This is a genomic window from Paenarthrobacter sp. GQ52, assembly GCF_059759005.1.
The window spans coordinates 76,149-100,303 of record NZ_JCAXEJ010000008.1; the positions used below are offsets into that span (position 1 = coordinate 76,149).

The window sequence follows — 24,155 nt, forward strand, 5'->3', positions numbered from 1 at the left end:
TTCCAGAGGAGATCATGGCGTTCGGTCAGCCCCGCATTGAATACAAAACCAACGAGCAGATGCGCACCATGCACCAGGCAGGCCTTGTCCTGAGCCGTGCACTCGACGCTGCCGTTGCGGCGGCCAAGCCGGGCGTCACCACCAAGGACCTGGACGATGTCTTCGCCGCAGTCCTCAACGATGCCGGAGCAAAGTCCAACTTTCTTGGTTATCACGGCTTCCCGGCCACCATCTGCACCTCGGTCAATGAGGAAGTGGTGCATGGCATCCCGGGCGGCAAGGTCCTCAACGACGGCGACATTATCTCCATCGACGGCGGCTGCATCGTTGACGGCTGGCATTCCGACTCTGCCAGGACCGTAATTGTTGGCAACGTTGATCCCGAAGACCAGCGTCTTTCCGATGTCACCGAGGCAGCCATGTGGCGGGGCATCGCAGCCCTCGCCCAAGGCAAGTTTGTGGGAGACATCGGCAACGCGATCGATGACTATGTGTCATCCGTCCCTGGAAAGCCGTTGGGCATCCTGGAGGATTACGTCGGCCACGGCATTGGTTCGGAGATGCACATGGCCCCGGACGTTCTGAACTACCGGACCAGCCACCGCGGCCCCAAGATCCGGCCCGGCCTATGCCTGGCCATTGAACCCATGCTGGTACGTGGTGGCATCGAGACTGCTACCCTCGACGACGACTGGACCGTCGTCACCACGGACGGCAAGCGTTCCTGCCAGTGGGAGCATTCGGTAGCTGTTCACGAAAAGGGCATCTGGGTCCTGTCCGCCCCGGATGGGGGCGCCGCGCAGTTGGCACCGCTCGGCGTCGTGCCTGTTCCCATCCCGTAACACCTGCAAATGAAGAGCTGGGCTACTCAAGTAGCCCAGCTCTTCGCATATCCAGGAAGGCAGTTATGCCTTCAGTTTGGGCTTTACGTCCTTGGTGTAGATGCCCTCGAGGGTTTTCTTGAGCTCGGTCATGGTTGCTTGGACGTCACCTTGTTGCGTCAGGATCTTGGCCGCCGATTTGGCCATCTCCTGATCAGCGCCCGGAAGGAACACGCGGGCATTGTCCTGAACTCTGGTGGCGGTGAGTTGATCCATGGCGGTCTTGATCTGTGGCGTTGCCGCAAGAACCGCTGTCATGTCAGCTGAGAGCCTGGTGGGCATGTAGCCGGTGGCGGCCGAGAAGGCGGCAGTGTTCTCAGGTTCGGTCATGAACTTGAGGAACGTCGCCGCGGCCAGCTGCTCTTCCTTGCTGATGCCGCTGGGGATGCCGAGGCCCGCGCCGCCCGTGGGGCAAACGCCGCTGGGCGCCTCAGGGCCGCCGGGCAGGAAGCCGACGCCAACGTTGAATTTGGCGGCCTTCAGGACGCCGAGCAAGGAACCTGTGGAAGAGATAGTTGACGAGGTGATCCCGGCGGCGAAGTCGTCTGCTGCCTCTTTGGACGAAACGCCGGCCCATCCGTCCTTATAGATGGAGTCCTGGGCCCACTGAAGTGCGGCTACGGACTGCGGCGAATCGCAGGTGATGTCCCAGTCCTTTGACCAGCTTCCGCCCCAACCCCACAGGTTGTTCTGCAGGGTCCACCCTGCGTAGCCGGCCAGGGCAGGGTAGATGTAGGCGTATTGCGCACCCGAGGTGGCCTTGAGTTTCGGCGCCCACTCTGCGAACTCTTGCCAGGTGGCCGGCGCCCTGTCGGGAAGTCCGGCGGCCTTGAAATGGTCCTTGTTGTAGTAGAACAGCGGCGTGGAACGGCCGTAGGGGAGCGCCCACTGCTTGTCCTCGTATTTGTAGTCGTCCACCAGTGACTTTTGGAAGTCGTCGATTTTGATATCCAGCTGCTTCACCAAGCTATCGATGGGAATGATGCTGCCGTTGGAGTAGTAGCGGAACCACCAGACGTCAGAAAGGACTACCAGTCCCGGCAGGCCCGTCTTGGCTGCCTGGGACGTCTGGAACTTCTGGGCGATCTCTTCGTAGTTGGCGCCCGCCGTCACCAGGTTGACCTTGATGTTTGGGAATTTGGCGTGGAACTTCTCGATGATCGCCTTCTCCACGTCCTGTGACTTACCCGGGTGGTTGGTCCAGAAGTCGATGGAGGCTGCGGGCTTTACTCCGCTGAAGTCGATCGTGGCGGTGTCGACGGCGTCTGCCGTACCCGCCGTCGACGGTCCGCCGCATGCGGCGAGGGCCGCAGCTCCGGCGCCGAGGCCTGCCAGTCCAAGGAAATGTCGGCGGTCAAGGTTGGTGTGCATGGTGCTTCCTCTCAATAACGTACTTCGATGCGAATGGTGCGGTGGGAGAAAATCAGCCGGTGACACTCCCTTGGGTCAGGCCGGCAACGATGTAGCGCTGGAGCGCTGCGAACACCAGCAGAATGGGAACGATAACCAGTACGGCGCCTGCCATGAGGATTCCCCAACCGGCCCCATTGCCTTCCGAGTTCTGCAGCAGGGTCAGGCCCACCGGGAGCGTCATGGTTTCGGGGCGGTCAGTGATGATGAGCGGCCAGATGTAGTCGTTCCATTCGCTGACCACAGTTACCAGCGCGACCGTCGCGATCGATGGCACCGAGACCGGGACGATGATCTGCCACAGCCGGCGCCAATGACCCGCACCGTCGATTTCAGCTGCTTCGAGGATCGACGGCGGCAGGGTCAGGAAGTGTTGTCGGAGCAGGAAGGTACCGAACGCCGTCCCCAGGCCAGGAAGGATGATGCCCCACAGAGTGTTCTTGCCGCCCATCCCCGCGATCAGGATGTAGTTGGGCAGGATGGAGACCTGCGCAGGGACCATGAGGGCCACGAGGATCAGCACGAAGATCACGTTCTTGAACGGGAAGCGAACAAACACCAGCGCGTAAGCCGTCAGAATCGCCAGGACGACCTTGATGCTCGAACCCACCACTGTAACAATCAGGCTGTTGGCGAAGAACTGTGCGAACGGGACCGTGGTCATGGCCGTGGCATAGTTCTCCAGGTTCAGGGACTCAGGCAGGATCTTCAGATCCATGGTGACGATCTCGCCTGGTTGCTTGAAGGAACTCAACAACATCCAGAGCAACGGCAGGAACACCACAAGCGTGGCAATGATCAATGGAATGTAGCCGGTAGCCACTGTCTGGAGGAGGTTTGCGCTGGAGAAGGGGCGGGGGCGCTCATGCTGTGCGGCTGGCTGTGCGGCCCTTTGCGGGGGATCAACGACGACGGCGGGTGAGGGCGCGCTCATGAGTAGTGGACCTTTCGCTCAACGAACCGCAGTTGAAGAACAGTAATGATCAGTAGGATCGCGAAAAGGATCACCGAAATCGCCGCAGAGTAGCCTGCCCGGTTGTAGGCGCCGAACGCCTGCAAGTACGCCTCGTAAATCAGCGTGCTGGTGCCGTTGCCCAACGGAGTCATGATCCGGATGAGGTCGAAGGCCTGCAATGAACTCAGCATCGTGGTGATCAGCAGGAAGAACGTGGTGGGGGAGAGCAAAGGCATGGAAATGTTGAAAAATCTCCGCGCGCTGTTGGCGCCGTCCAACGCCGCAGCTTCCATCACGTCTCGGGGCAGGGACTGCAGGCCCGCCAGATAGACCACGGCACAGTAGCCCAGGTTCTTCCAGACGTACACGATGATGACCATCACCAACGAGAGCTGGGGATCGTTGATCCACTGCGGGCTCTGTTGTCCAAGGCCGCGCAGGACCCAGGCGAGCACTCCGTAGCCGGGATCGAAGATAAACAACCACACCAAGCCAACACCCACACCGGACAGCACATAGGGCGCGAACACCGCGGAACGGGCGAACGTGGTGCCGCGGACTTTGGAGTTCAAAGCAAGGGCAACCAACAGGCCGAGGACCATCGAACCGCCCACCGTCACCAGGGTGAAGATAGCCGTAGTCCCCAGGACCTTGGACGCATCCTCACTGGTGAAGAACGTGACGTAGTTCTGCAGCCCAACAACCGTGGCCGAAGCCGAGCCGAGCGTCCAATCCAACGTTGAATAGTAGATGTTATTGATCAGCGGCCAATAGGTGAACGTGCCGATCAGCACGAGGTTGGGCAGGGCCATGGCCAGGAAGACCAGGAAGTCCTTGCGGCTGCGGCCGGACCAGCGCCGTCTCCCCGGACGGGGCCGGGCGGCGTCGACCGGCGGCGTGGGATCCGGCCTGCCAGCAGGTGCAGCACTGCTGCTTTGAATCTGTCGGGTAGTCATGAGTCACTAACGGTTTTGGGCCAAGGCGGGCGCCAGCTCCCGGACCGGGGCGGCGAAGACAGGCCTAGCTCACCACACCGAAAGTCACCGACCGGACGAAAAGGGTGCCCCGTACCGATAGTTGGCTGACACTTCCAGAGCCGTTTACGCGGCGTTACTCGCGTGTTCGAATTCGAGGCTCGGCTCCCACTTTCCATGGTCCTTGCCCTGCGGGCGGGCTGAGCCCCTCTGCGCGCTCGGTCGTTCCTCCCCAACGGCCCCCTAACCTCGCAAGCTCGGCCAGGGAACCCGGCCGTCGTGGGCCCACCTTAGACGCGCGCTGCCGGGTCACCGCCCGGCTGGCCTTCGAGGCGGGGAGTGTGGCAGGTGGAGAATGGAGGCATGAATTCGATCACCGATGTTGCTGGCATACGGGTTGGGCATGTGCAGAGGGTGGGGGAGGGGTGGTTGTCCGGGGTTACTGTGGTGCTTCCTCCCGTGGGGACGGTGGGGTCCGTGGATGTGCGCGGCGGGGGTCCGGGGACTCACGAGACAGATGCCCTGGATCCGACAACGCTGGTTTCCACCGTGGATGCCGTGGTGCTGACCGGGGGCAGTGCCTTTGGACTGGCCTCCGCGGGTGGGGCGCAGCTGTGGTGTGAGGAGCAGGGGAGAGGTTTCGCTGTTCCCGGGACTGTGGTGCCGATTGTGCCGGCGGCCGCCATCTTCGACCTCGGGCGCGGTGGCGACGTCAAAGCGCGACCCGGAGCCGACATGGGCTACCAGGCAGCCGCCGCAGCCTTCGCCTCAGGCGACCATGCCGCCGTCGAGCGTGGAAACGTGGGTGCCGGGACCGGGGCCGTCGTTGCGCGCGGCCAGTTCAAGGGCGGGATCGGTACGTCGTCCATCACTCTTGCAAGCGGGGTGATCGTTGGAGCCATTGCGGTGGTGAACGCGATGGGGGTGCCTGTGTTTGGCCCTGCGGACCTGCAGCCCTCTGCGCGCTCGGTCGTTCCGCCGCAGGGGCTCAACACAACGTTGGTGGTGATTGCGACCAATGCCGTACTCGATGTGGCTGAGTGTAAGCGGACTGCTTCTGCCGGGCATGCGGGCTTGGCCCGGGCGTTGGATCCGTCCCATACTTTGGCGGACGGTGACACCGTGTTCGCGTTGGCGACCGGCGCCGTCGGGCTTGACCGCAGTACTGAACAGGCGCGGCAGGTCTCGCTGATAACGCTCCAAAGCGCCGCTGCGGAAGCTGTTCGGCTGGCGATTCTCGACGGCGTCCTGGCAGCCGAAAGCGTTTCGACGGCGGCGGGTGACTTCCCCCGGTATGGGCAAGCGGGGGAGTGACGGCTGGAGGCAGGTGCGCTACCATTGACGGATTTAACTTTCCGGCCTCATTGGCGTAGAGTTATTTGTTGGTTGTCTGTGCAGCCACGCCCTTTTTAGTGTCGTGGTTCCAAGAGGGCCAAGCAAACAAAAAACGTCCGCTGGATCTTCGGTGCCTAACTGGAGGACAGCGGCAAACAACAGTTAGCGGAGGATATGGCCAAGAAGGACGGGGTCATTGAGATCGAGGGCGTTGTGACTGAGGCGCTGCCCAATGCGATGTTTCGTGTTGAGCTCACCAATAAGCACGTCGTTCTCGCACACATCTCTGGGAAGATGCGACAGCACTACATTCGAATCCTCCCCGAGGACCGGGTAGTGGTGGAGCTGAGCCCATACGACCTCACACGTGGTCGTATCGTCTACCGCTACAAGTAAATTGCTGGGCGGCAAGGCAATAGTGCCTAAGCCGCTCCAGCAGATCAACTGCAAAACACGCAAAGGAACGCCATGAAGGTCAAGCCGAGCGTCAAGCAGATCTGCGACAAGTGCAAAGTGATCCGCCGTAACGGCCGGGTCATGGTGATCTGCGAGAACCCGCGCCACAAGCAGCGCCAGGGCTAATTCCCCTTTCGGGAATCAGCGTCCGCGAGGACAAACCTGGGCTGCTAGCCCACGCAAGTAAATAAAGGCAGCACAAGCTGTGCCAGGACTGCATTACAGAGCCTGGTCAGCGAACCCCCGGTCGGAGGCTGGGGCCACACTGAACGTGTGGGTGTACTGCCTACGACCTCCGGTTTATTCAAGGAGTACTGCCACTATGGCTCGTCTCGCTGGCGTAGACATTCCCCGCGAAAAGCGGTTGGAAATTGCGCTTACTTACATCTACGGCGTGGGCAAGACCCGTGCACACGAAACCCTGGCTGCCACCGGCATCAGCGCTGACGTTCGCGTCAAGGACCTGACTGACGCCGAGCTGGTCCAGCTGCGTGACTACATTGAAGGCAACTACAAGGTTGAGGGTGACCTTCGCCGCGAGGTAGCCGCTGACATCCGCCGCAAGGTAGAGATCGGCAGCTACGAAGGCCTGCGCCACCGCAAGGGCCTGCCCGTACGCGGACAGCGTACGAAGACCAACGCTCGTACCCGTAAGGGCCCGAAGCGCACCGTCGCCGGCAAGAAGAAGGCCGGACGTTAATCCCTCGGGATTAATCCGGTTTTCCCCCGATAACTTTCTGTAGGAGAAACAATGCCCCCGAAGACTCGTGGAGCGGTTCGTAAGCCGCGTCGCAAGGATAAGAAGAATATTGCGCTTGGCCAGGCGCACATCAAGAGCACCTTTAACAACACCATCGTGTCCATCACGGACCCGAACGGTGCTGTAATCTCATGGGCTTCCGCCGGTGAGGTTGGCTTCAAGGGCTCCCGTAAGTCCACCCCGTTCGCTGCCCAGATGGCTGCCGAAGCTGCTGCAAAGCGCGCTCAGGAGCACGGTCTGCGCAAGGTTGACGTATTCGTCAAGGGCCCGGGATCCGGACGCGAAACCGCAATCCGTTCGCTTCAGGCCGCTGGCCTCGAGGTTGGCTCCATCCAGGACGTCACCCCCAGCGCCCACAACGGTTGCCGCCCGCCGAAGCGCCGCCGCGTCTAATTAGGTCTTCCCCGCCTGACCGGCCGGGCCTGCTATGGATGGTTTCGATCATCCATCAGCATGGCCCGGCTGGTCAGGCTGGAAACCGAAGCCGATTTCCACCACCTGTGTTGCGTCATATAGCGGATGCTCGCCGAAAGGAAACCTAAGTGCTCATTGCACAGCGCCCCACCCTGTCTGAAGAAGTTGTATCCGAGAACCGCTCCCGTTTCATCATTGAACCGCTGGAGCCGGGCTTCGGCTACACCCTCGGAAACTCCCTCCGCCGTACCCTGCTCTCCTCCATCCCCGGTGCCGCTGTAACCAGCATCCGGATCGATGGCGTGCTGCACGAGTTCACCACGGTTCCGGGTGTCAAGGAAGATGTCACCGAGATCATCCTGAACATCAAGAACCTTTCGGTTTCCTCCGAGCACGATGAGCCGGTTGTTGCTTACCTGCGCAAGCAGGGCCCCGGAGTCGTCACCGCCGCGGACATCGCTCCGCCGGCCGGCGTCGAATTCCACAACCCGGATCTGCACATTGCCACTCTGAACTCGAAGGGCAAGTTCGAACTCGAACTGACCATCGAGCGCGGCCGTGGCTACGTTTCGGCAGCTCAGAACAAGTCCGGCGACTCCGAGATCGGCCGTATTCCGGTTGACTCGATCTACTCGCCGGTCATGAAGGTAACTTTCCGCGTGGAAGCTACCCGTGTTGAGCAGCGCACCGACTTCGACAAGCTCATTGTCGACGTCGAGACCAAGCAGGCCATCGCCCCGCGCGATGCTGTCGCTTCCGCAGGCACCACCTTGGTGGAACTGTTCGGTCTGGCTCGTGAGCTGAACACCGCAGCTGAAGGTATCGAGATTGGCCCGTCGCCGACGGACGCTGCCCTGGCAGCGGACATGGCTCTGCCGATCGAGGATCTGGACCTCACCGTCCGTTCCTACAACTGCCTCAAGCGTGAGGGCATCCACACCGTGGGTGAACTCGTTGCCCGCTCCGAGGCTGACCTGATGGACATTCGTAACTTCGGTGCGAAGTCCATTGACGAGGTCAAGGCAAAGCTCGTGGAACTGGGTCTGTCCCTCAAGGACTCCCCTCCCGGTTTCGATCTCGCAGCCCGCGCCGCAGCCATCGAAGAGGACGACGCCGCGTTCAGCGACGACGAGCTCTAAACAGCAGATCTTGGCCGCCGGGTCCAGCGATGGACCTGACCGGCTTACATAACAGGAGAAATAACTATGCCTACCCCCACTAAGGGTCCGCGCCTCGGAGGCGGCCCGGCTCACGAGCGCCTGATGCTCGCGAACCTGGCAGCTGCTCTTTTTGAGCACAAGCGCATCACCACCACGGTCACCAAGGCCAAGCGCCTTAAGCCGTACGCAGAGCGTCTGGTCACCTTCGCCAAGCGTGGCGACCTCGCTTCCCGCCGCCGCGTTCTCGGCCTGATCAGCGACAAGGGCGTTGTCCACGAGCTGTTCACCGACATCGCCGGCGCCGTTGCTAACCGCGATGGTGGCTACACCCGCATCACCAAGATCGGCAACCGCAAGGGCGACAACGCGCCCATGGCTGTCATCGAGCTCGTTCTCGAGCCGGTTTCCCCGAAGCAGGCCGTTGTTGCTGAAGCAACCGCTGCCGCTGCCAAGGCTGCTCCGGCTGCCGAGGAAGAGGTCGTTGAGACCGAAGCTGTAGAGACCGAAGCTGCTGAAACCGAAGAGGCTCCGGCCGCTGAGGCAGAGGCTGCTGAAGCTGAAGCTGCTGAGACCGAAGAGGCTCCGGCCGCTGAGGACAAGAAGTAATTCACTGAATTCTTCACAGTAGACTTAAGTCTATGAACGAACGAAAACCCGCTGCCCCCGTCATGGGGGGCGGCGGGTTTTTGCGTGTCCGGCTGGATCTTTCCTACGACGGCGGCCCGTTCAATGGGTGGGCCCTGCAGCCCGGTCTTCGCACCGTTCAAGGATCCGTTGAAGAGGCTTTGGCGCTTCTCCTGCAGCGCCCGATTCGCGTGACGGTTGCCGGCAGGACCGACGCCGGAGTCCACGCCCGGGGCCAAGTGGTTCACCTGGACCTGAGCGAAGCCGAGTGGCTGTCGCTGCCGCGGGGGCACGAGCTTGATCCCGGCGCTGCGCTCTTGCGCCGCCTCCGTGGCGCCTTGAGCCGAATTCTCGGTGACCTGACGGGTGCTATTGAAGTGCACGACGCCGGTCTGGCGCCCGAGGGCTTCGACGCCCGCTTCTCAGCGTTGTGGCGGAGGTACAGTTACCGCATTGCCGACGGTCCGGAACGCTGGGACCCGGTTCTGCGCGGGATTACTTTGTGGCACAAGGCGCCGTTGGACGTTGCGCTCATGAATGAAGGAGCCCGTTCGTTGCTGGGCCTCCAGGATTTCCGTTCCTATTGCAAACCCCGAGAGGGAGCGACGACCATCCGCGAGCTGCAGCAGTTCTCGTTTGCTCGTGGAAGCGACGACGTTATTGTTGCCACCGTGCAGGCCGATGCGTTCTGCCACAACATGGTGCGGTCCCTGGTAGGTTCGGCCTTGCGAGTTGGAGAGTGCCTGGAAACTCCGGCGTGGCTGCACTCGCGGCTCCTGGAACGGAAACGCGATGCCAAGTCCGTTCTCGCTGCGCCGCACCCCTTGGTGCTGGAGGAAGTTGCTTACCCGTCCGACAGCGAGTTGCTGGCTCGCGCGGAGCTGACTCGGGCGCGCCGGGAGTAGCCCTTTCTGTCGATGAGCTATAGGGGTTGCCCGCCTTCACGACGCGTTCCATCCTCCGGGCGAGTTGGTTCTTGTACCCAGGGCAGCTGTGCTCCGGCGGGCAAAGCAGCTGCAGGTGCTGTCCGTGGTTGTTTGCGCATTGCTCGGGACAGGAAAACTGCCATGACGGCAAGTGCGAGCACGAGGCCTACCACTGTCACGATCATCCACAGCGGAATCTCAGGTCCGTTTGATGTGACTGCAGTCGGGTTCTCAATGGCAGCCGCAGGGGTAGCGGACTGCGATGCCGACTCAACCAATTTGACTCCGTTGGCGGTCAGGAAGTCACGGAGCGTTTGCGTGTCGGTGATGTAGTTGGCCTGCCCCGCCCCTTGGTATACGTAGGCGGAATTGATGCCAATAACCTGCCCCTCTTCATTCATCGAGGGCCCACCCGACATGCCGGGAGTGATGTCGGTATCGATTTCGGTACGGGGAACGCCTTGAGTTGAATAACTGCGTGAGCTGACCGCACCGGATCGATAGGACGGCTTTTGCCTTTCCACATCCGAGGTGGAGCCTACGAGATCAGGAAAGCCGATGGAGGTAACCTTCTCGCGGACCTTTGGCGCTTCCGAACCGATCGACAACGCAGGGGTGTCTTTCATATCCGCGATGCGCAGGAGGGCGTTGTCACCTTTCTCAAATCCCTGTTTTGCGATCAATTGCGCTGTGATGGCAGTCTTTCCGCTAAGGACTCCACCGTCGATGCCAGAGGGTTGGTCAATTTTGATTGAAGGATCGCCCAAGGTCATTGGCCAGTCAACGTCCGCAGCCTTGACTCCGGTCAGGCCCTGCTCTTCTATGATGTTGGAGTAGACGCTGACGCGAAGTCCGTCATCAGCTTCCACACAGTGGCCGGCAGTTGCCACATGCCCGGTGTCACTAACGAACCATCCCGTGCAATAGGCGTAGACGGTGGTCTTGAATGTTTCGGTGGTGCCGTCTTTGAACGGAACCTGGACGGAGGCGCTCCACGCACTGTCGACCCACACAATGGACTTGTCTATGGTGTCCGCATTGATGTCGGCTGCGGCAGGTGACGCGACCAGGAGTGGTGCAGCTACCAGTGCCGCCAACGCAGCCGGTACCGTCAGCTTCTTTTCCGGCTTCTTGACCGTCTCCGACCTTTTCATGATCATTCCTAGGCTTTGATGTGGGCAGACGTTGGGCGGATCCCAGGCTGTACATGGAGTGTAGAAGAGTGGCTCTCGTCTTGACACGAGTAGGGCGTACTCGACTTCCGGAAGCAGCGCTACCTGAACCCCCGCTGCAGGTACTCGCTTGCGCAGAAGAAGCTACTGGGGGTGGGACTGTTGGAGGACCCCCTCCCGGCTCTGGGTACCGGAAGGGGGCCGTTGTGGCCGCCCGTGGTCTGGGATCCGCGAACGGCCGGTTTTTAGGGCAGTAACACCAGAACCCTAAAAAGTGCCGGCCAGATTAGTCATCACATTGAGGACGGCCGGACCCATGATGACGATGAAAAGCACCGGCAAGATGCAGAACATCAGGGGGAACAGAACTTTGACGGGCAGCTTCATTGCCTGCTCTTCTGCCCTTTGGCGACGCTTGATACGCATTTGCTTGGCTTGTGTTCGGAGGACATTGGCGATGGCGATCCCATAGGTATCGGCCTGCACTATGGCCCCGACGAATGCCCTGAGGTCGTGGACATCCACACGTTCGGCCAAAGCCACGTATGCTTCCTTGCGACTGCGTCCCGCCTGCATGTCCTGCAGTGTTCGGAGCATTTCCATGGCCAGCGGTCCCGAACCATTCTGCCCAGCCCTGGCCATGGCCCCTTCAAAACCAAGGCCGGCTTCAACGGAGATGAGCATCTGGTCCAGAGTGTTGGGTAGCTCAGTTTGGATGGCCTTTTGCCGTTCGGCAGCGCGGCCGTGGATGAGCAGGTCAGGGATGAAGTACACCAGCAACACGGCGACCAGGTACAGCAGGAAACCCTGGCCCGAAGGGGCTCTCAGGAAGAACAACAGACCCACGAGACCTGCTGCCAAGGCCAACGCTGGTTTGAGGATCAGGAGGCGTCCCAAGGGCATGCTTGCTGGTCGGCCCAATTTGGCCAGCAACTTGTCCAACCAGTTGGTGTAGCCCTTGGGGGTGAGCTTTGCACCCAGGCGATGCAGGTTCAATGCTGACGGCTGCGCCCCCAAATCAGTGGCCATTCCTGCGCTACGGCTCAAGTTGGCTCGCACTGTTGCCAGGCCAGCGCGATCCACTGAAATGAAGGCCCACGCCATCAAGGCGATGGGAACTACGATCAATGCGACGGACGTCCATGCAATAACGTTCATGGTCACTCCCTAGAACTTAATCTTGACGACGCGGCTGAGCCAGAAGGAGCCCAACGCAAGAAGGACGACGGCTACCACGAGCATGATCCAACCCACGGGGTGCGTGAAGAGTGGCTGGATGTACGTCCCGTTGGCGAGGCTGAGGTACAGAAACATGCCGGTCGGCAGCGCTATGAGCACATACGCTGACAGCCGACCTTCAGCGCTGAGGGCCCGCACTTGGCCTTTGATTTGTGACCGCTCGCGGATCGTTTCAGCCACGTGGTCCAGTACCTCAGCCAAGTCGCCGCCCACTTCACGGTGAATCTCAATGGCCTGGGTGGCCCAGAGGAAATCCTCACTGTGTAGACGGTTTGCTGCATCCAGGAGTGCATCGCGGAGATCACGTCCCAGACGAACTTCTCCTACGATCCTGGCGAATTCTTCCTTGGTAGGTGACTGTGCCTCCAGAGCCACAGCATCGACTGCCCGCAGCAAGCTATGACCGGCCCGCATGCTGCCGGACAGCATTTGCAGCGTGTCGCCCAGTTGAGCTTCGAACTGCGCCCGGCGTCGGGACGTCATGACGCTCAGAACCATGCGTGCGCCGATGGGCACTAAGATTCCGAAGAGTATCGCCACCAAGAGACCGCCGAGGATGAATCCTACGACGGCACCAGTGAAGGTGGCGCAGATAACCAAGAGCACGTAGTCCGCCGGCCGCATCCTGGAGCCGGCCTGCTCAAGGAGAAGCCTGGTTCCGGAAGCCCTGCTGGCCGAAACTGACCCATCTACCATTGCAACAGCAGAATTTGTCATCCGGGTCAGCATGGAATCCTGAGTGCCGGCGTTAGGACGCCGCCGGGACAATGCGATTGCCGAGTTTCTCGACCGAGGGATGAGAAAGAGCCCGATCGCCAGGGCCGCAAATCCCAGGATTATCCCGCCGATGAGCAGTAGGGGACTGGTTGCGGTGATCACCTCTTTCCACCGCCAGACGTCATCGTTCCAAAGACCGCTGGTGAAATATGAATGCCCAAGTCCGCAAAATGGTCTACGAACCGTGGCCGCACTCCTGTAGGAACGGGCTTTCCAAGGAACCGCCCATTGACGTCCATGCCGGCTGAGTAATCGAAGGTGAAGGCGTCCTGCAGGGTGACAACGTCACCTTCCATGCCCTGGACCTCCGTCACATGCGTGATGCGGCGGGTGCCGTCGCGCAACCTCGAGATTTGGACAACCAGGTTCACAGCGGACGAAATCTGCTCACGGATCGCCCGGAGAGGTAAGTCCATGCCGGCCATCAGGACCAACGTTTCAAGGCGGGCGATGGCGTCGCGCGGAGAATTTGCGTGAACAGTGGAAATGGAACCATCGTGGCCGGTGTTCATTGCCTGAAGCATGTCCAGTGCCTCACCGCCACGAACTTCGCCCACTACGATCCGGTCGGGGCGCATGCGCAGGGAATTGCGCACGAGATCGCGGATGGCGATTTCACCCTTTCCTTCGATGTTGCTTGGTCGGCTTTCCAACCGGACAACGTGCGATTGCTGGAGCTGCAGTTCCACGGCGTCTTCGATGGTGACGATGCGTTCATCTGAAGGAAGAAACGATGACAGGACATTCAGGAGTGTTGTCTTTCCCGTTCCTGTACCGCCCGAGACGATGATATTCAGCCGGGCCTGTACGCACGCGTGAAGCAGTTCGGTGATCTCGGGGCTCATGGTTCCCAATTGGATGAGATTCTGGGCCGTTAGCGGCACACGGCCAAACTTTCGAATCGTGAGTGACGATCCATTGACAGCGAGCGGAGGAATAATCGCATTGACTCGGGATCCGTCCGAGAGCCTTGCGTCCACCAGTGGAGAGGACTCGTCAATGCGGCGGCCAACCTTGGAGACAATCCGCTCAATGATTCGGCGAAGATGCTCTTCGGAGCTGAAATGAACATTGGTTAAGTGAAGCCTTCCGGCAATTTCCACGTAGACCTTGTCGGCACCGTTCACCATGATCTCTGTGACGTCCTTGTCGTCAAGGAACCGTTGAAGCGGCCCAAGACCAAGAACGTCGTCAGCGATTTCCTGGACCAGTCGTTGTCTCTCCTGGGATGTCAGCGGAATGTCGTCTTCGTCAATAACGGCACGGAGTTCCTCTTTGACGTAGCGGTGGAGTTCCGCCTCATCCAGTGTGGTGTCTGAAATTCGGGAACCCATACGATCAAACAACGCTGAACTGGTGCGTTCTTTGACTGCTGACAACGCTTGACTGGAGTCCTCGTTAGCTGGTCCTGATCCCGTTGAATCGGCGATGTAGTCAGGGGTGTGGGTTGCTGGCCCGGCCCATGGATCTCCCAATGTTGATGTGCCGGGGGTCTCAACTTCCAGCCCCCGAGCGGTCTGAAGGCGCTTTGCGAGGTTCACTTAACTACCGCCCTTCGGTGCAGCTGCTTGTGCGGCCGTTCTTCCCAGCCCGGCTTGAAGCGGTCCACGAGCTGACGGAGACCGCGGAGCGTGACATCCTTCGTCCCGTCTTGAAGTACGGGGATGCCCCTATTGGTTGAGTAGGGGAGTGAACGGGACCGCGGCAAAGTGACATCCACCGGGCACCCTATGGTTGCTTCCACATCAATCAAAGTCAGCCCGCTGCGTTTGTCCGCGAAGTTCAGGACAACGTGGCGCTGTTCGGGGACCAGCCCGATCTCGTCAAGTATTTCGAGACCGTTCCGAAGTCCTCTGATGCTCGGGATATCCATTCCACAGACCCACACGACGTCGGAGGCACGTTCGAGGGTCGCCAGGACGTGCTCACCAAGACCCGGTGCGGTATCCACAATCACGTAGTCGAATTCCCTGGCCAGTTGTTCAAGGAGATGCCCCACCTGTTCCGCGGAAATATGCTCGATTTGGGAGGGGTTGCGGGGTGCACAGAGGGCATAAATACCGGCGGGATGAACTGAGAGATATGACTTCAGCACCATGCTGTCCTGGACTGCCGCACCGGTAACCGCATCCGCGATTGTCCTATCCGGGTCTATGAGGAGCCCGGATGCGACGTCGCCGAACTGGAGGTCCAAATCGGCGATGACTACCCTCATGGGTGAGGTTCGCCCCAGCCCAATAGCGAGGTTGGTTGAGATGGTCGTCTTGCCCACGCCGCCTTTGGGCGACATGACGGCGATAATCCGCCCTCCCTGTGGCCCTGCGTCTACTTGTCCACCCAAGCCTCTGCGACGCCCGGCAGCTGCGAGGCTGGCACGCTCCAACAGCGCTCGAATGGTGCCCGAATCCGCGGAGGGCTCCAACAAGTCACGGATGCCTGCGCGCATTGCCGGGAGTGCGACTTCCGCTGTATCCGTCGAAGCGAGCACTACGCTGATCTCCGGATACTGAAGGTCGAACAGGCTTGCCAATCGGATTGCGTCGTCGGACTCCAGCCCGGGCCCCAGGACAAGGACTTCCAGCAGTTGACCGGACAGCACCCGGAGGACGTCGTCCGGGCCCTGCGGCAAGTAGTCGGCGATGATGGACTGCACATCGCCATGCATGCCGGCAGCGGCTTGGCGGACGCGCTTTTCGAAATCGACATCAGCCGTGATGACTAGAAAGCGGCTCATTGGAGTACCTCTGCCTTCTTGATGGTGACGCGCGCGCTTTCCTGGGCCTCGGCGGGTTCTTTCGTCAGCCAGATGTCCCCGTATTTTGCTCCGTAAACGATCTTGGTGGCGTCCACATCGCTGCGGGCGAGTGTCACGATGAATGAACCCTCCGGCAGCTGTGTGTTGGCCTGTTCGGAGCTTGCTTGCGCGGTGTTCGAGTTCCTGGCTGTGGCCCGCTGAACGCTGGTAACTAGCACTTTGTGGAAGACGAGCTGGGCTGAAGCGTCAGTGTCGGATTGCCCGTTCTCGCCCATCAACACCACGACGCCTACGGTGTCGCCGGCGGCCAGTCGCCCGCCTACAACGCGCTGCGCATCAAGTTGTACTGAAACTTCTTGAAGTCCGTCGGGCACTGGGACTGATCCCGGGGCCGCCAGGCTGTTGGGATCCACCAGGCGGTTTCCCAGCAGGGCTTCACCAGGCATGAGTTCTGCCCCCGCGACTTTGCCCTCCATTCCGGAGAGGCTCTTGAGGGCACCATTGGGTACCGAAGCCGCGGGTAGCGAAGCAAGCTTTACAGCAGACTTGATCTGCTGAAGATCGGCTCCCTCGGGAACCTGACTTTGTATAACGAGGACATCAACGGGCTGGAGGTCCTTTTGTGCCCGCGCGTCTGCTGCTTGAACGTATGTGACCAGTAGCAGCGTGCCGACTATTGCCAGCACGACTGCGACTATGCCTCCCAGTAGGCGAGTTTTCACTTTGATTCTCCTTAGTGCAATGGAGTTTTCTCCCAGATTGGTTACTACTCGGTGAGTTGGACGCCCAAGGCGCCGTACGTGGTTGGGCCGCCCAGAGTTGCGGCCTCCGTCAGACTTACTTTCTTGATGAAGGTGCCGTACAAGCCTGTGTCGCTGTTCTTGAGACCCAGGGACTTCTGAAGGGCAGAGGCATCGGAGGTCATGTAGCTGGATCCGCCGCCCGTGAGATGCCACCCCCGGAGAGAGATCTGCGCGAAGGCCTCGATCTTGAAGGACTTCTTGTAGGGTGAGGAAGCGCAGGGGTTGGTTCCCGTACCCTTCTTCACTGGGCAGGCTGTTTCGAAAATCGGAATGAGAAGTTCCACAGGCTTGCCGGCTTTGAGCTTGGTCTCCCAGGAAGCGAAGGCAGCGGTGCAGGTGGAATCGAAATCATTGCCCTCGTTGGCCTCCAACCAGGGATCGTCAATGTCTATGTGCACCGTGCAGGTGGAGCCTGGGTGTTTGAGCCAGCCGAATCCACCGGGAAGCTCGAATCCCGATGAAGACTGGTGCTGGCATGCGTAGTCCGGGTCGTCGGAAAGCGTGGTGCCGTGAACCGGGAAGAACTGCAGGCCCTTGGTGAAGCTCGGGTCCGCCTCGCATTGGGAGAACGTCAGCGGGATGGCATCCGTAGCTGAGAATCCGCCGAATTTAGCTTGGGCCGAGGCCTGGATGTTGGCTGTCTCGACGCCCAAGGCTCGCGCGAACACCAGAGTGAAGTGATTATCGCCGGAGGTGTTGCGGGATTGGGTGGTGACATCAACGGTCCCGGCGCCCAGATTTACCGAGGCTTCCGGCGCATTGCTGACACCGTCGAGTGCATTCAAGCCCGCCAAGGAGGTTGCTGCTGATGTGGGTGCAGCACAGTCGGCTGAAGCTGCGTTCTGCGCACAAGCCTGGGCGATGCCAATTGCTGATGAGTCGGCACCATTCTGCAGCTGTGCGTGCTCGGAGTACATCATGGCAACATCTACGGCGAAAGCAGTCATGCCCAGTAGGGCCACCATCAGCATGGCGGTCATGGGAGCAACAGCGCCGCGCTCGCGATCATCGTGTTTCAGCCGCCGCATCGCATGACTCCTGTCCCGGAGATGTCCAGTTCGGCCGGCATCCCAGGCACCAGTCCTGGAAATCCAGTCATCCACGGCGTGCTGTAAGAGATATTGACCTCCACGTTGCACGGGCTTGTGCCCGACGACGTGACGGTGATGTCGCCCGGAGCCAAGTCCACGGTGGGCGCGGCGGCTACACCAGCCGCCTGCGCGTCGCCGACGCTGTAGCTGGAATCTGATTGATGAATAGCTGCGTAGCGGGCTGCTTCGCGAGCGGCCTCAGACAAGGAAATCTGGATGTTGAATGCCCGGCCGAACTCAAAAATCCCGAGTACCAACACCAGGAATATCGGCAGTACAAGTGCGAATTCAACTGCTACCGCACCAGACTGGCTTTTGGCGGTAGAGGGCTTTCTGTCAAAGAGCGTTTTACTCTTCCTACCTTTGGATCTCATAGCAACTCCCAGAAAACGATTCCGGGCCGGCTGCAGCCGATGAGTGTATCGGAGCAGCCGGCCCGGGTTTCGATATGAAGCCGGCCAGTTCCGAGCTACGGAAGTGTGGTGACGACCGTGGTGAAGCCCTTCAGCACCTCTGTGCCGAGTGTGAGCACGGTGCCCACGATGACCGCCGCGATCAGGGCAACGAGCAGGCCGTATTCAACAGCCGTCGCACCCTTCTCCTCGGAGGTGAAGCGGTCTTTGACGCCGGCGATGAACGAAATTACGGAAACCATGAGAGATGACATTGGAAAATCCTTCCCAGAATAAAGTTGGCAAATGATGAATAACGAACTCCGAATTGAAATTCGTCCGAGTTTCGAACTGCCCCCATGTTGCCTTTAGCGGTTCGGAATTCGATGAGATAAGAATTCACCAGGGCAGGCAGAAGCCACAATGCGTAGTCGTACTCGATTTAATGGGCCACTCATTACTTGGTGGCGCACTGCGAAGGCAGTGAGTACTCAGTTTCGACGCCATAACAGGCGGAAACTACTTGGTTTGCAAAGCAGCCTTATTAATTGCGGCGCACCCCGAAGTCACAGGAAGGGCGTACTAACCTCGGCTAGTTCATGAACAGGGCCACGCCCAGAGCGGCGACCACCATTGCAGGGCCGTGAGCCGTCTCCACGGGCTTTTCGGCTGATCGCAGGCGCAACATCAGCACCGTGAGCACCCCGCCCACCACGAATCCCAGAAGCCCCCCGAAGAGTACTTGGCCCCAACCCAAGTACCCCAAGTACAGCCCCAGGGGCGCTGAAAGCTTCACATCACCCATTCCGAGGCTTCCCGGCGAAATAAGTCCCAGAATTAAGTAGCCGGCGAACAGGATCGCCCCTCCGGCGAGAGCTCGAATCAAGTCAGCCCATCCTGGCGTGAGGGCAGCGGAGGCAAGGAGCAGGACCAATCCGCCCCCAAACAAAAGCAAAACCAGTGCGTTCGGCAGCAAGTGGACGGTGAAATCAATCCGCGAAAGCTGCACTCCTAGCAATGCCAACAAAAGAAATGCCGGCAACTCCGGAGAAAACCCAAAACGCCACGCCAGTAAGCCAAAAAGCAGCGCGGTGACCGCCGCCGTCGTGATCCGGACCTTGAGGGCAGGCGCGCCGCCGAGTCGCGGCAGCGTGCGGGCGATCACTAGCTCGGCAGTAGGGCTGAGCAGCAACCCGAGGAGCGCAATGAGGAGCGGAACGCCGGGGCCATCGGTCATGTTTCTCCCTTAGTAAAGGTGCGCTACCCCTAGGGGTGGTTACCCCATTTTGACCCGGACGCCCTAGTGACGGTATTGTTTAGAGTCGTTGTGCGTGTCCTATCTCGATGACACATGCCTTCCGGGGGATCCAGTTGCAGGATCGCTAACTCCTGAGGCATTTCGAGATCTTGGGATAACTGGTACATAGAGCCCTCACCTCTGCTCCGGTAGCGCATACATAGATAGGTGCACGCCTTATTGCGTGCCGCCTAAAACATGAACGCCAGAACAAGAACGAGGCAAAACCGTGCGTACGTACACCCCGAAGCCCGGCGATATCAACCGCCAGTGGCACGTCATTGACGCCACCGACGTTGTCCTTGGTCGTCTTGCCAGCCAGACCGCAACACTGCTGCGCGGAAAGCACAAGCCGACCTTTGCGTCCCACATGGACATGGGCGACTTCGTCATCATCATCAACGCTGAAAAGGTTGCCCTCACCGGCGCCAAGCTGGAGCAGAAGCGCGCATACCGCCACTCCGGTTACCCGGGCGGCCTGACCTCCGTCAACTACGCCGAGCTGTTGGAATCCAACCCGGTTCGCGCTGTTGAGAAGGCCATCAAGGGCATGCTCCCCAAGAACTCCCTCGCTGCACAGCAGTTGGGCAAGCTCAAGGTCTACCGTGGCGCTGAGCACCCCCACGCTGCACAGCAGCCGAAGACTTTCGAAATCACCCAGGTCGCCCAGTAGTCCTGGCCACCAACCAACTTTTCATTACAAGGAGAACCGTGGCTCAGAACGAAGAACTGACCGCCGAAGCCGTCGAGGCTGAGGAAACCCTCACCAGCTACACCTCTGAAAGCACATCTGGTGAAGATGCGCCCAAGAAGGAGCGCCCGGCACTGACCGTTGCCGGTGCAGCAGTTGGTCGCCGCAAGGAAGCCGTTGCACGCGTTCGCGTTGTTCCGGGTTCCGGCAAGTGGACCATCAATGGCCGCACGCTGGACAACTACTTCCCGAACAAGCTGCACCAGCAGGACGTCAACGAGCCCTTCAAGATCCTTGATCTCGAAGGTGCCTACGACGTCATCGCCCGTATCCACGGCGGTGGCATCTCCGGCCAGGCCGGTGCGCTGCGTCTCGGTGTTGCTCGCTCGCTGAACGAGATCGACGTCGACAACAACCGCGCCACCCTCAAGAAGGCCGGTTACTTGAGCCGTGACGCCCGCGTCATCGAGCGCAAGAAGGCTGGTCTCAAGAAGGCACGTAAGGCTCAGCAGTACTCCAAGCGTTAATCTGCGCTTACTCGAAAGCCCGTTCCGCCGTTTCGGCGGGGCGGGCTTTCGTCGTTTCAGAACCCGGACAGGGGAGTCAAGAGGGCCGCCGCATGTGACCCTCCGGCGGCCCCTTGAACCAGTGCTGTCCCGGCGTCGTCTAAACTTGACCCGATGTCTAGATTATTTGGAACAGATGGCGTCCGCGGTCTCGCGAACGGATTGCTCACCGCCGAACTGGCTATGCAGCTCGCGCAGGCAGCTGCCGTCGTACTCGGCCATGACCGCACAAGCGATGGGAGACGGCCGCGCGCCGTCGTCGCCAGGGACCCCCGGGCCAGCGGCGAATTCCTTGCCGCTGCCGTTGAAGCCGGGCTTTCAAGCTCTGGCATCGACGTGTACGACGCCGGTGTGCTCCCCACGCCCGCAGCCGCTTACTTGGTGGCAGATCTCGACGCCGACTTCGGCGTCATGCTCTCGGCCTCCCACAACCCGGCTCCGGACAACGGTATTAAGTTCTTCGCCCGGGGCGGTCAAAAGCTTCCGGACGATGTTGAGGACGCCATCGAGGCGCAGCTGGGTAAAGAGCCCCAGCGGCCGGTAGGCGCCGAAGTCGGACGCATCCAGCGGTTCTCAGACGCCGAGGACAGGTACATCGTGCACCTGCTGGGCACGCTCCCCAAGCGTTTGGAAGGCCTGAAGGTGGTCCTGGACTGCGCCCACGGCGCAGCAAGTGGCTGTTCGCCCCAGGTGTTCAAGGACGCCGGGGCTGACGTCGTGGTGATCGGAGCAGAGCCGGACGGCCTGAACATCAACGACGGCGTGGGTTCCACGCACCTGGGCCCGCTGAAGGAAGCGGTGGTCAAGCACGGCGCGGACCTTGGGGTAGCGCACGACGGCGACGCCGACCGCTGCCTGGCCGTTGACCATGAAGGCAATGAAGTGGACGGCGACCAGATCATGGCGATCCTGGCGTTGGCACTCAAGGAAGCCGGAAAGCTCAAGGACAACATCCTTGTTGCCACGGTCATGAGCAACCTTGGCCTCAAGATCGCCCTTCGCGATGCCGGTATCACCATCCGCGAGACCGGAGTTGGTGACCGTTACGTTCTGGAGGAAATGCGCGACGGCGGGTACAACCTTGGTGGCGAACAGTCCGGCCACGTGATCTTCTCGGACTTCGCCACCACGGGTGATGGTGTTCTGACTGGTCTCCAGCTTGCCGCGCAGGTTGCGCTGACGGGCCGCAGCCTCAAGGACCTGTCCAGCGCCATGACCAAGCTTCCGCAGCTCATGATCAACGTCAAGGACGTGGACAAGGCCCGTGCCGCCACGGACGAGGGCGTTGCCCAGGCCGTTGCAGCAGCTGAGCTTGAACTGGGTGAAACCGGCCGTGTGCTGCTCCGCCCCTCAGGCACCGAGGCGTTGGTCCGAGTCATGGTGGAAGCCGCTGACATGGAAACAGCCGAGCGCATCTGCAAGGGTCTTGCTGCCGTGGTCAAGGACCGTTTGGGCGCCCCCAGCGAAATGGCAGTCTAGGAAAGCACACTTTTTGGCCCGCTCCCTTGCTTGAGTTGAAGCAGGGGCGCGGGCCTCAGTGTTTAAGGACTAGAGCCTAAGCATCATGTACTAGAGGTAGTCCGGCGCTGCTTCGAGCCCAAAATACTCTTCCACGGTCGCAATGCCGCTCGTGACCATGTCCGTGGCTGCTTCCACGCCGATGTAACGCAGGTGCCAGGACTCGTAAAAGTACCCGGTGGTGTCGTGGAACATCCACGGATAGCGGACCACAAAGCCGAACTTGTGGGCATTGGCTTTCGCCCACACAGCGGCGGGCTGTTCGGCAAAGCAAGGTTGGAAGCTGCAGGCACCCGCGCCGTCGCCAATGTCGAAGGACCAACCAGTCTGATGCTCTGAGTGCCCTGGGCGGGCGGACGCGCGGTCCGCTGCAGCCTGACCGGTACTGGCTACATATCCGTTGTAGGTAGTCACCTGAGTGGAATAAGAACGGTAACCGGAGGCCAACGTCATGATGACGCCCTCCGCGGCGGCTGCGCCGAACATCTTTTCTGCGGCAGACGCCGTCGTGCTGTTAAGCAGAGCCGCTTCGCCGCTGACGGCGAGCCGTACGCCCGGCTGCACCAAATCTGTCGGAACGAAATCCTGGGGAGCCAATGGCCGGTGCTTGTTGACTACAACCCAGGGGCTCGCCGGATCCGTCAGCGAGTGCTGAGGGGCTACGGAATGCGAGGGAGCGGTGCTGGCAGGTATGTCGCTGGAGGGTGCAGGCTCAACGGGTGCAGGCTCGGTGGTAGCGGCGCTGGGCGTGGCCACGGAGGACGCTGCAGAGGCCGAGGGGACGTCGCTGGCGGCGTTGGCTGCGACAGGGGAGGGAGTGGTGTTGTCCGGCGTGCAGGCGGCCAGGGCTGCCATTCCGGCACCAGCGGTCAGGAGGCTCGCGAAAACCCGCCGGCTGGGCAGTGGTTGAGGATTGTTCTGCAAGCTAGACCTTCCTCAGCAGCATGCGGCGAATGGAGTGGTCTGCGTCCTTGGTAAGGACCAGCTGTGCACGTCCGCGGGTAGGCAGCACGTTCTCCTCAAGGTTTGGCTCGTTGATGCGTTTCCAAATGCCGCGTGCGGTGGATTCGGCGTCGTCGTCGGACAACGTGGCGTAGCGGTGGAAGTAGGACTCGGGCTGGGCGAAGGCTGTGGTCCGCAGCTTCCGGAAGCGGTCTACGTACCACTCCTCAATATAGGAAGTTTTGGCGTCGACATAGATGGAGAAATCAAAGAAGTCGCTGACAGCCAGTCCTTGTTTGCCGTCCATGCGGGGACGGGCGGGGGCCAGGACGTTGAGGCCTTCAACGATCAGGACGTCGGGTCGCCGCACCACGACTTCCTTGCCCGGCACGATGTCGTAAGTGACGTGGGAGTACCAAGGGGCGCGGACTTCCTCGGCACCGCCTTTGACTTCCGAGACGAAGCGAAGAAGGCCGCGGCGGTCGTAGGACTCCGGAAAACCCTTGCGCTCCAGCAGATGCCGGCGCTTCAGCTCGGCCAAGGGGTAGAGAAAACCATCTGTGGTGATGAGTTCCACGTTGGGAGTTCCGGGCCAGCGCCTGAGCATTTCCCGGAGCACGCGGGCGATGGTGGACTTACCAACAGCAACTGAACCGGCCACGCCGATCACGAACGGCGTCCGCTGGGTTTGCTCGCCCAGGAAGGTGGTGGTGGCTGCGTGCAACTGGTGGGACGCCTCGACGTACAGGTGCAGGAGGCGTGACAGCGGGAGGTAAACCTCCCGGACTTCCTTCATGTCCAAGGGATCGCCGAGGCCGCGGAGACGGAAAATGTCCTCTTCGTTGAGGGGCTGCTCCATCTGCGCTGCAAGCCTGGACCACGTTTGACGGTCCAGCTCTACAAACGGGGAAGCGCCGTCGCCATTAGCTTCGGTGCGTTGCAAAGTCACGCTCATGATTCTGCCCTCCGCGGGGCGGATCAGGAAATGCGCGACGACGAGCAGGTGAATTGTGAGTG

27 protein-coding genes are annotated in these 24,155 nt (G+C 60.6%); 12 read left to right on the plus strand and 15 right to left on the minus strand.

Annotation, left to right across the window (positions count from 1 at the left end; all coding sequences use genetic code 11):
* The first annotated feature begins 14 nt into the window (after positions 1-14).
* The gene (map, locus tag AC6CH8_RS12680; RefSeq protein WP_498190884.1) at positions 15-842 is read left to right on the plus strand and encodes a type I methionyl aminopeptidase; all 828 of its coding nucleotides are present in this window, start codon (positions 15-17) and stop codon (positions 840-842) included.
* Between the two features lie 63 nt (positions 843-905).
* Here map and AC6CH8_RS12685 read toward each other — a convergent pair whose 3' ends face one another.
* From AC6CH8_RS12685 to AC6CH8_RS12695, 3 genes are read right to left on the minus strand one after another with little or no spacing between them, the layout of a single operon-like run.
* Positions 906-2,252 carry an ABC transporter substrate-binding protein gene (locus AC6CH8_RS12685; protein ID WP_498190886.1) on the minus strand — a complete coding sequence of 449 codons (1,347 nt, stop codon included), beginning with the start codon at positions 2,250-2,252 and terminating at the stop codon, positions 906-908.
* Positions 2,253-2,304: 52 nt separating this feature from the next.
* Complete coding sequence (locus AC6CH8_RS12690) at positions 2,305-3,225, minus strand: carbohydrate ABC transporter permease (RefSeq protein WP_498190887.1); 921 nt, start codon at positions 3,223-3,225, stop codon at positions 2,305-2,307.
* A complete protein-coding gene (locus AC6CH8_RS12695; RefSeq protein WP_498190889.1) occupies positions 3,222-4,202 on the minus strand; it encodes a carbohydrate ABC transporter permease in 981 nt (326 codons plus the stop codon). The genes AC6CH8_RS12690 and AC6CH8_RS12695 overlap by 4 nt, the downstream gene beginning before the upstream one ends.
* 381 nt (positions 4,203-4,583) lie before the next feature.
* Between AC6CH8_RS12695 and AC6CH8_RS12700 the strand changes: the two genes are divergently transcribed.
* The 8 genes from AC6CH8_RS12700 (at position 4,584) to truA (ending at position 9,874) form a co-directional block, all read left to right on the plus strand.
* Positions 4,584-5,534 carry a P1 family peptidase gene (locus AC6CH8_RS12700; protein WP_498190891.1) on the plus strand — a complete coding sequence of 317 codons (951 nt, stop codon included), beginning with the start codon at positions 4,584-4,586 and terminating at the stop codon, positions 5,532-5,534.
* Positions 5,535-5,729: 195 nt separating this feature from the next.
* Complete coding sequence (gene infA, locus AC6CH8_RS12705) at positions 5,730-5,951, plus strand: translation initiation factor IF-1 (protein WP_011775571.1); 222 nt, start codon at positions 5,730-5,732, stop codon at positions 5,949-5,951.
* A 72-nt stretch (positions 5,952-6,023) separates the two neighbouring features.
* Positions 6,024-6,137 carry a 50S ribosomal protein L36 gene (gene rpmJ / locus AC6CH8_RS12710; protein ID WP_011775570.1) on the plus strand — a complete coding sequence of 38 codons (114 nt, stop codon included), beginning with the start codon at positions 6,024-6,026 and terminating at the stop codon, positions 6,135-6,137.
* 196 nt (positions 6,138-6,333) lie between these two features.
* A complete protein-coding gene (gene rpsM, locus AC6CH8_RS12715) occupies positions 6,334-6,711 on the plus strand; it encodes a 30S ribosomal protein S13 (protein ID WP_011775569.1) in 378 nt (125 codons plus the stop codon).
* Between the two features lie 51 nt (positions 6,712-6,762).
* The gene (gene rpsK / locus AC6CH8_RS12720; protein WP_014922380.1) at positions 6,763-7,164 is read left to right on the plus strand and encodes a 30S ribosomal protein S11; all 402 of its coding nucleotides are present in this window, start codon (positions 6,763-6,765) and stop codon (positions 7,162-7,164) included.
* Between the two features lie 149 nt (positions 7,165-7,313).
* Positions 7,314-8,324 carry a DNA-directed RNA polymerase subunit alpha gene (locus AC6CH8_RS12725; RefSeq protein ID WP_011775567.1) on the plus strand — a complete coding sequence of 337 codons (1,011 nt, stop codon included), beginning with the start codon at positions 7,314-7,316 and terminating at the stop codon, positions 8,322-8,324.
* Between the two features lie 66 nt (positions 8,325-8,390).
* The gene (rplQ, locus tag AC6CH8_RS12730) at positions 8,391-8,951 is read left to right on the plus strand and encodes a 50S ribosomal protein L17 (RefSeq protein WP_024817574.1); all 561 of its coding nucleotides are present in this window, start codon (positions 8,391-8,393) and stop codon (positions 8,949-8,951) included.
* Positions 8,952-8,983: 32 nt separating this feature from the next.
* Entirely contained in the window at positions 8,984-9,874 is an 891-nt protein-coding gene (truA, locus tag AC6CH8_RS12735) for a tRNA pseudouridine(38-40) synthase TruA (RefSeq protein WP_498190895.1), read from the plus strand.
* Positions 9,875-9,891: 17 nt separating this feature from the next.
* On the opposite strand, the gene AC6CH8_RS12740 is transcribed toward truA, so the two are convergent.
* The 10 genes from AC6CH8_RS12740 to AC6CH8_RS12785 form a co-directional block, all read right to left on the minus strand.
* Positions 9,892-11,049 (minus strand): S1 family peptidase, encoded by a 1,158-nt coding sequence (locus AC6CH8_RS12740; RefSeq protein WP_498190897.1) that lies wholly within the window; start codon positions 11,047-11,049, stop codon positions 9,892-9,894.
* A 285-nt stretch (positions 11,050-11,334) separates the two neighbouring features.
* Positions 11,335-12,225, minus strand: a complete 891-nt coding sequence (locus AC6CH8_RS12745; RefSeq protein ID WP_498190898.1) for a type II secretion system F family protein — start codon at positions 12,223-12,225, stop codon at positions 11,335-11,337.
* Positions 12,226-12,234: 9 nt separating this feature from the next.
* Positions 12,235-13,185, minus strand: coding sequence for a type II secretion system F family protein (locus tag AC6CH8_RS12750; protein ID WP_498190900.1), 951 nt, complete (start codon positions 13,183-13,185; stop codon positions 12,235-12,237).
* The gene (locus AC6CH8_RS12755; protein WP_498190902.1) at positions 13,182-14,624 is read right to left on the minus strand and encodes a TadA family conjugal transfer-associated ATPase; all 1,443 of its coding nucleotides are present in this window, start codon (positions 14,622-14,624) and stop codon (positions 13,182-13,184) included. Before AC6CH8_RS12755 ends, AC6CH8_RS12750 begins: the two co-directional genes overlap by 4 nt.
* A complete protein-coding gene (locus AC6CH8_RS12760) occupies positions 14,621-15,817 on the minus strand; it encodes a CpaE/TadZ family protein (protein ID WP_498190904.1) in 1,197 nt (398 codons plus the stop codon). The genes AC6CH8_RS12755 and AC6CH8_RS12760 overlap by 4 nt, the downstream gene beginning before the upstream one ends.
* Complete coding sequence (gene cpaB, locus AC6CH8_RS12765) at positions 15,814-16,560, minus strand: Flp pilus assembly protein CpaB (RefSeq protein WP_454811118.1); 747 nt, start codon at positions 16,558-16,560, stop codon at positions 15,814-15,816. The genes AC6CH8_RS12760 and cpaB overlap by 4 nt, the downstream gene beginning before the upstream one ends.
* A gap of 44 nt (positions 16,561-16,604) precedes the next feature.
* On the minus strand, positions 16,605-17,669 hold the full coding sequence (locus AC6CH8_RS12770; protein ID WP_498190906.1) for a pilus assembly protein TadG-related protein: 1,065 nt from the start codon (positions 17,667-17,669) through the stop codon (positions 16,605-16,607).
* A complete protein-coding gene (locus tag AC6CH8_RS12775) occupies positions 17,657-18,106 on the minus strand; it encodes a TadE family protein (protein ID WP_498190908.1) in 450 nt (149 codons plus the stop codon). Before AC6CH8_RS12775 ends, AC6CH8_RS12770 begins: the two co-directional genes overlap by 13 nt.
* A 95-nt stretch (positions 18,107-18,201) precedes the next feature.
* Entirely contained in the window at positions 18,202-18,399 is a 198-nt protein-coding gene (locus AC6CH8_RS12780) for a Flp family type IVb pilin (protein WP_178997174.1), read from the minus strand.
* A 317-nt stretch (positions 18,400-18,716) separates the two neighbouring features.
* Positions 18,717-19,361, minus strand: a complete 645-nt coding sequence (locus AC6CH8_RS12785) for a prepilin peptidase (RefSeq protein ID WP_498190909.1) — start codon at positions 19,359-19,361, stop codon at positions 18,717-18,719.
* Positions 19,362-19,650: 289 nt separating this feature from the next.
* Between AC6CH8_RS12785 and rplM the strand changes: the two genes are divergently transcribed.
* The 3 genes from rplM to glmM all read left to right on the plus strand — a co-directional run bounded on the left by rplM (position 19,651) and on the right by glmM (position 22,157).
* Positions 19,651-20,094 (plus strand): 50S ribosomal protein L13, encoded by a 444-nt coding sequence (gene rplM, locus AC6CH8_RS12790; RefSeq protein WP_024817563.1) that lies wholly within the window; start codon positions 19,651-19,653, stop codon positions 20,092-20,094.
* Positions 20,095-20,132: 38 nt separating this feature from the next.
* Positions 20,133-20,639, plus strand: coding sequence for a 30S ribosomal protein S9 (gene rpsI / locus AC6CH8_RS12795; RefSeq protein ID WP_017200290.1), 507 nt, complete (start codon positions 20,133-20,135; stop codon positions 20,637-20,639).
* A gap of 153 nt (positions 20,640-20,792) precedes the next feature.
* Positions 20,793-22,157 carry a phosphoglucosamine mutase gene (gene glmM / locus AC6CH8_RS12800; protein WP_498190912.1) on the plus strand — a complete coding sequence of 455 codons (1,365 nt, stop codon included), beginning with the start codon at positions 20,793-20,795 and terminating at the stop codon, positions 22,155-22,157.
* Positions 22,158-22,247: 90 nt separating this feature from the next.
* Here the strand turns inward: glmM and AC6CH8_RS12805 are convergent, their stop codons facing one another.
* Both AC6CH8_RS12805 and coaA read right to left on the minus strand, forming a co-directional pair.
* The gene (locus AC6CH8_RS12805) at positions 22,248-23,120 is read right to left on the minus strand and encodes a M15 family metallopeptidase (protein ID WP_498190914.1); all 873 of its coding nucleotides are present in this window, start codon (positions 23,118-23,120) and stop codon (positions 22,248-22,250) included.
* A 1-nt stretch (position 23,121) separates the two neighbouring features.
* Positions 23,122-24,093, minus strand: a complete 972-nt coding sequence (gene coaA, locus AC6CH8_RS12810; RefSeq protein ID WP_011775550.1) for a type I pantothenate kinase — start codon at positions 24,091-24,093, stop codon at positions 23,122-23,124.
* Positions 24,094-24,155: the final 62 nt, after the last annotated feature.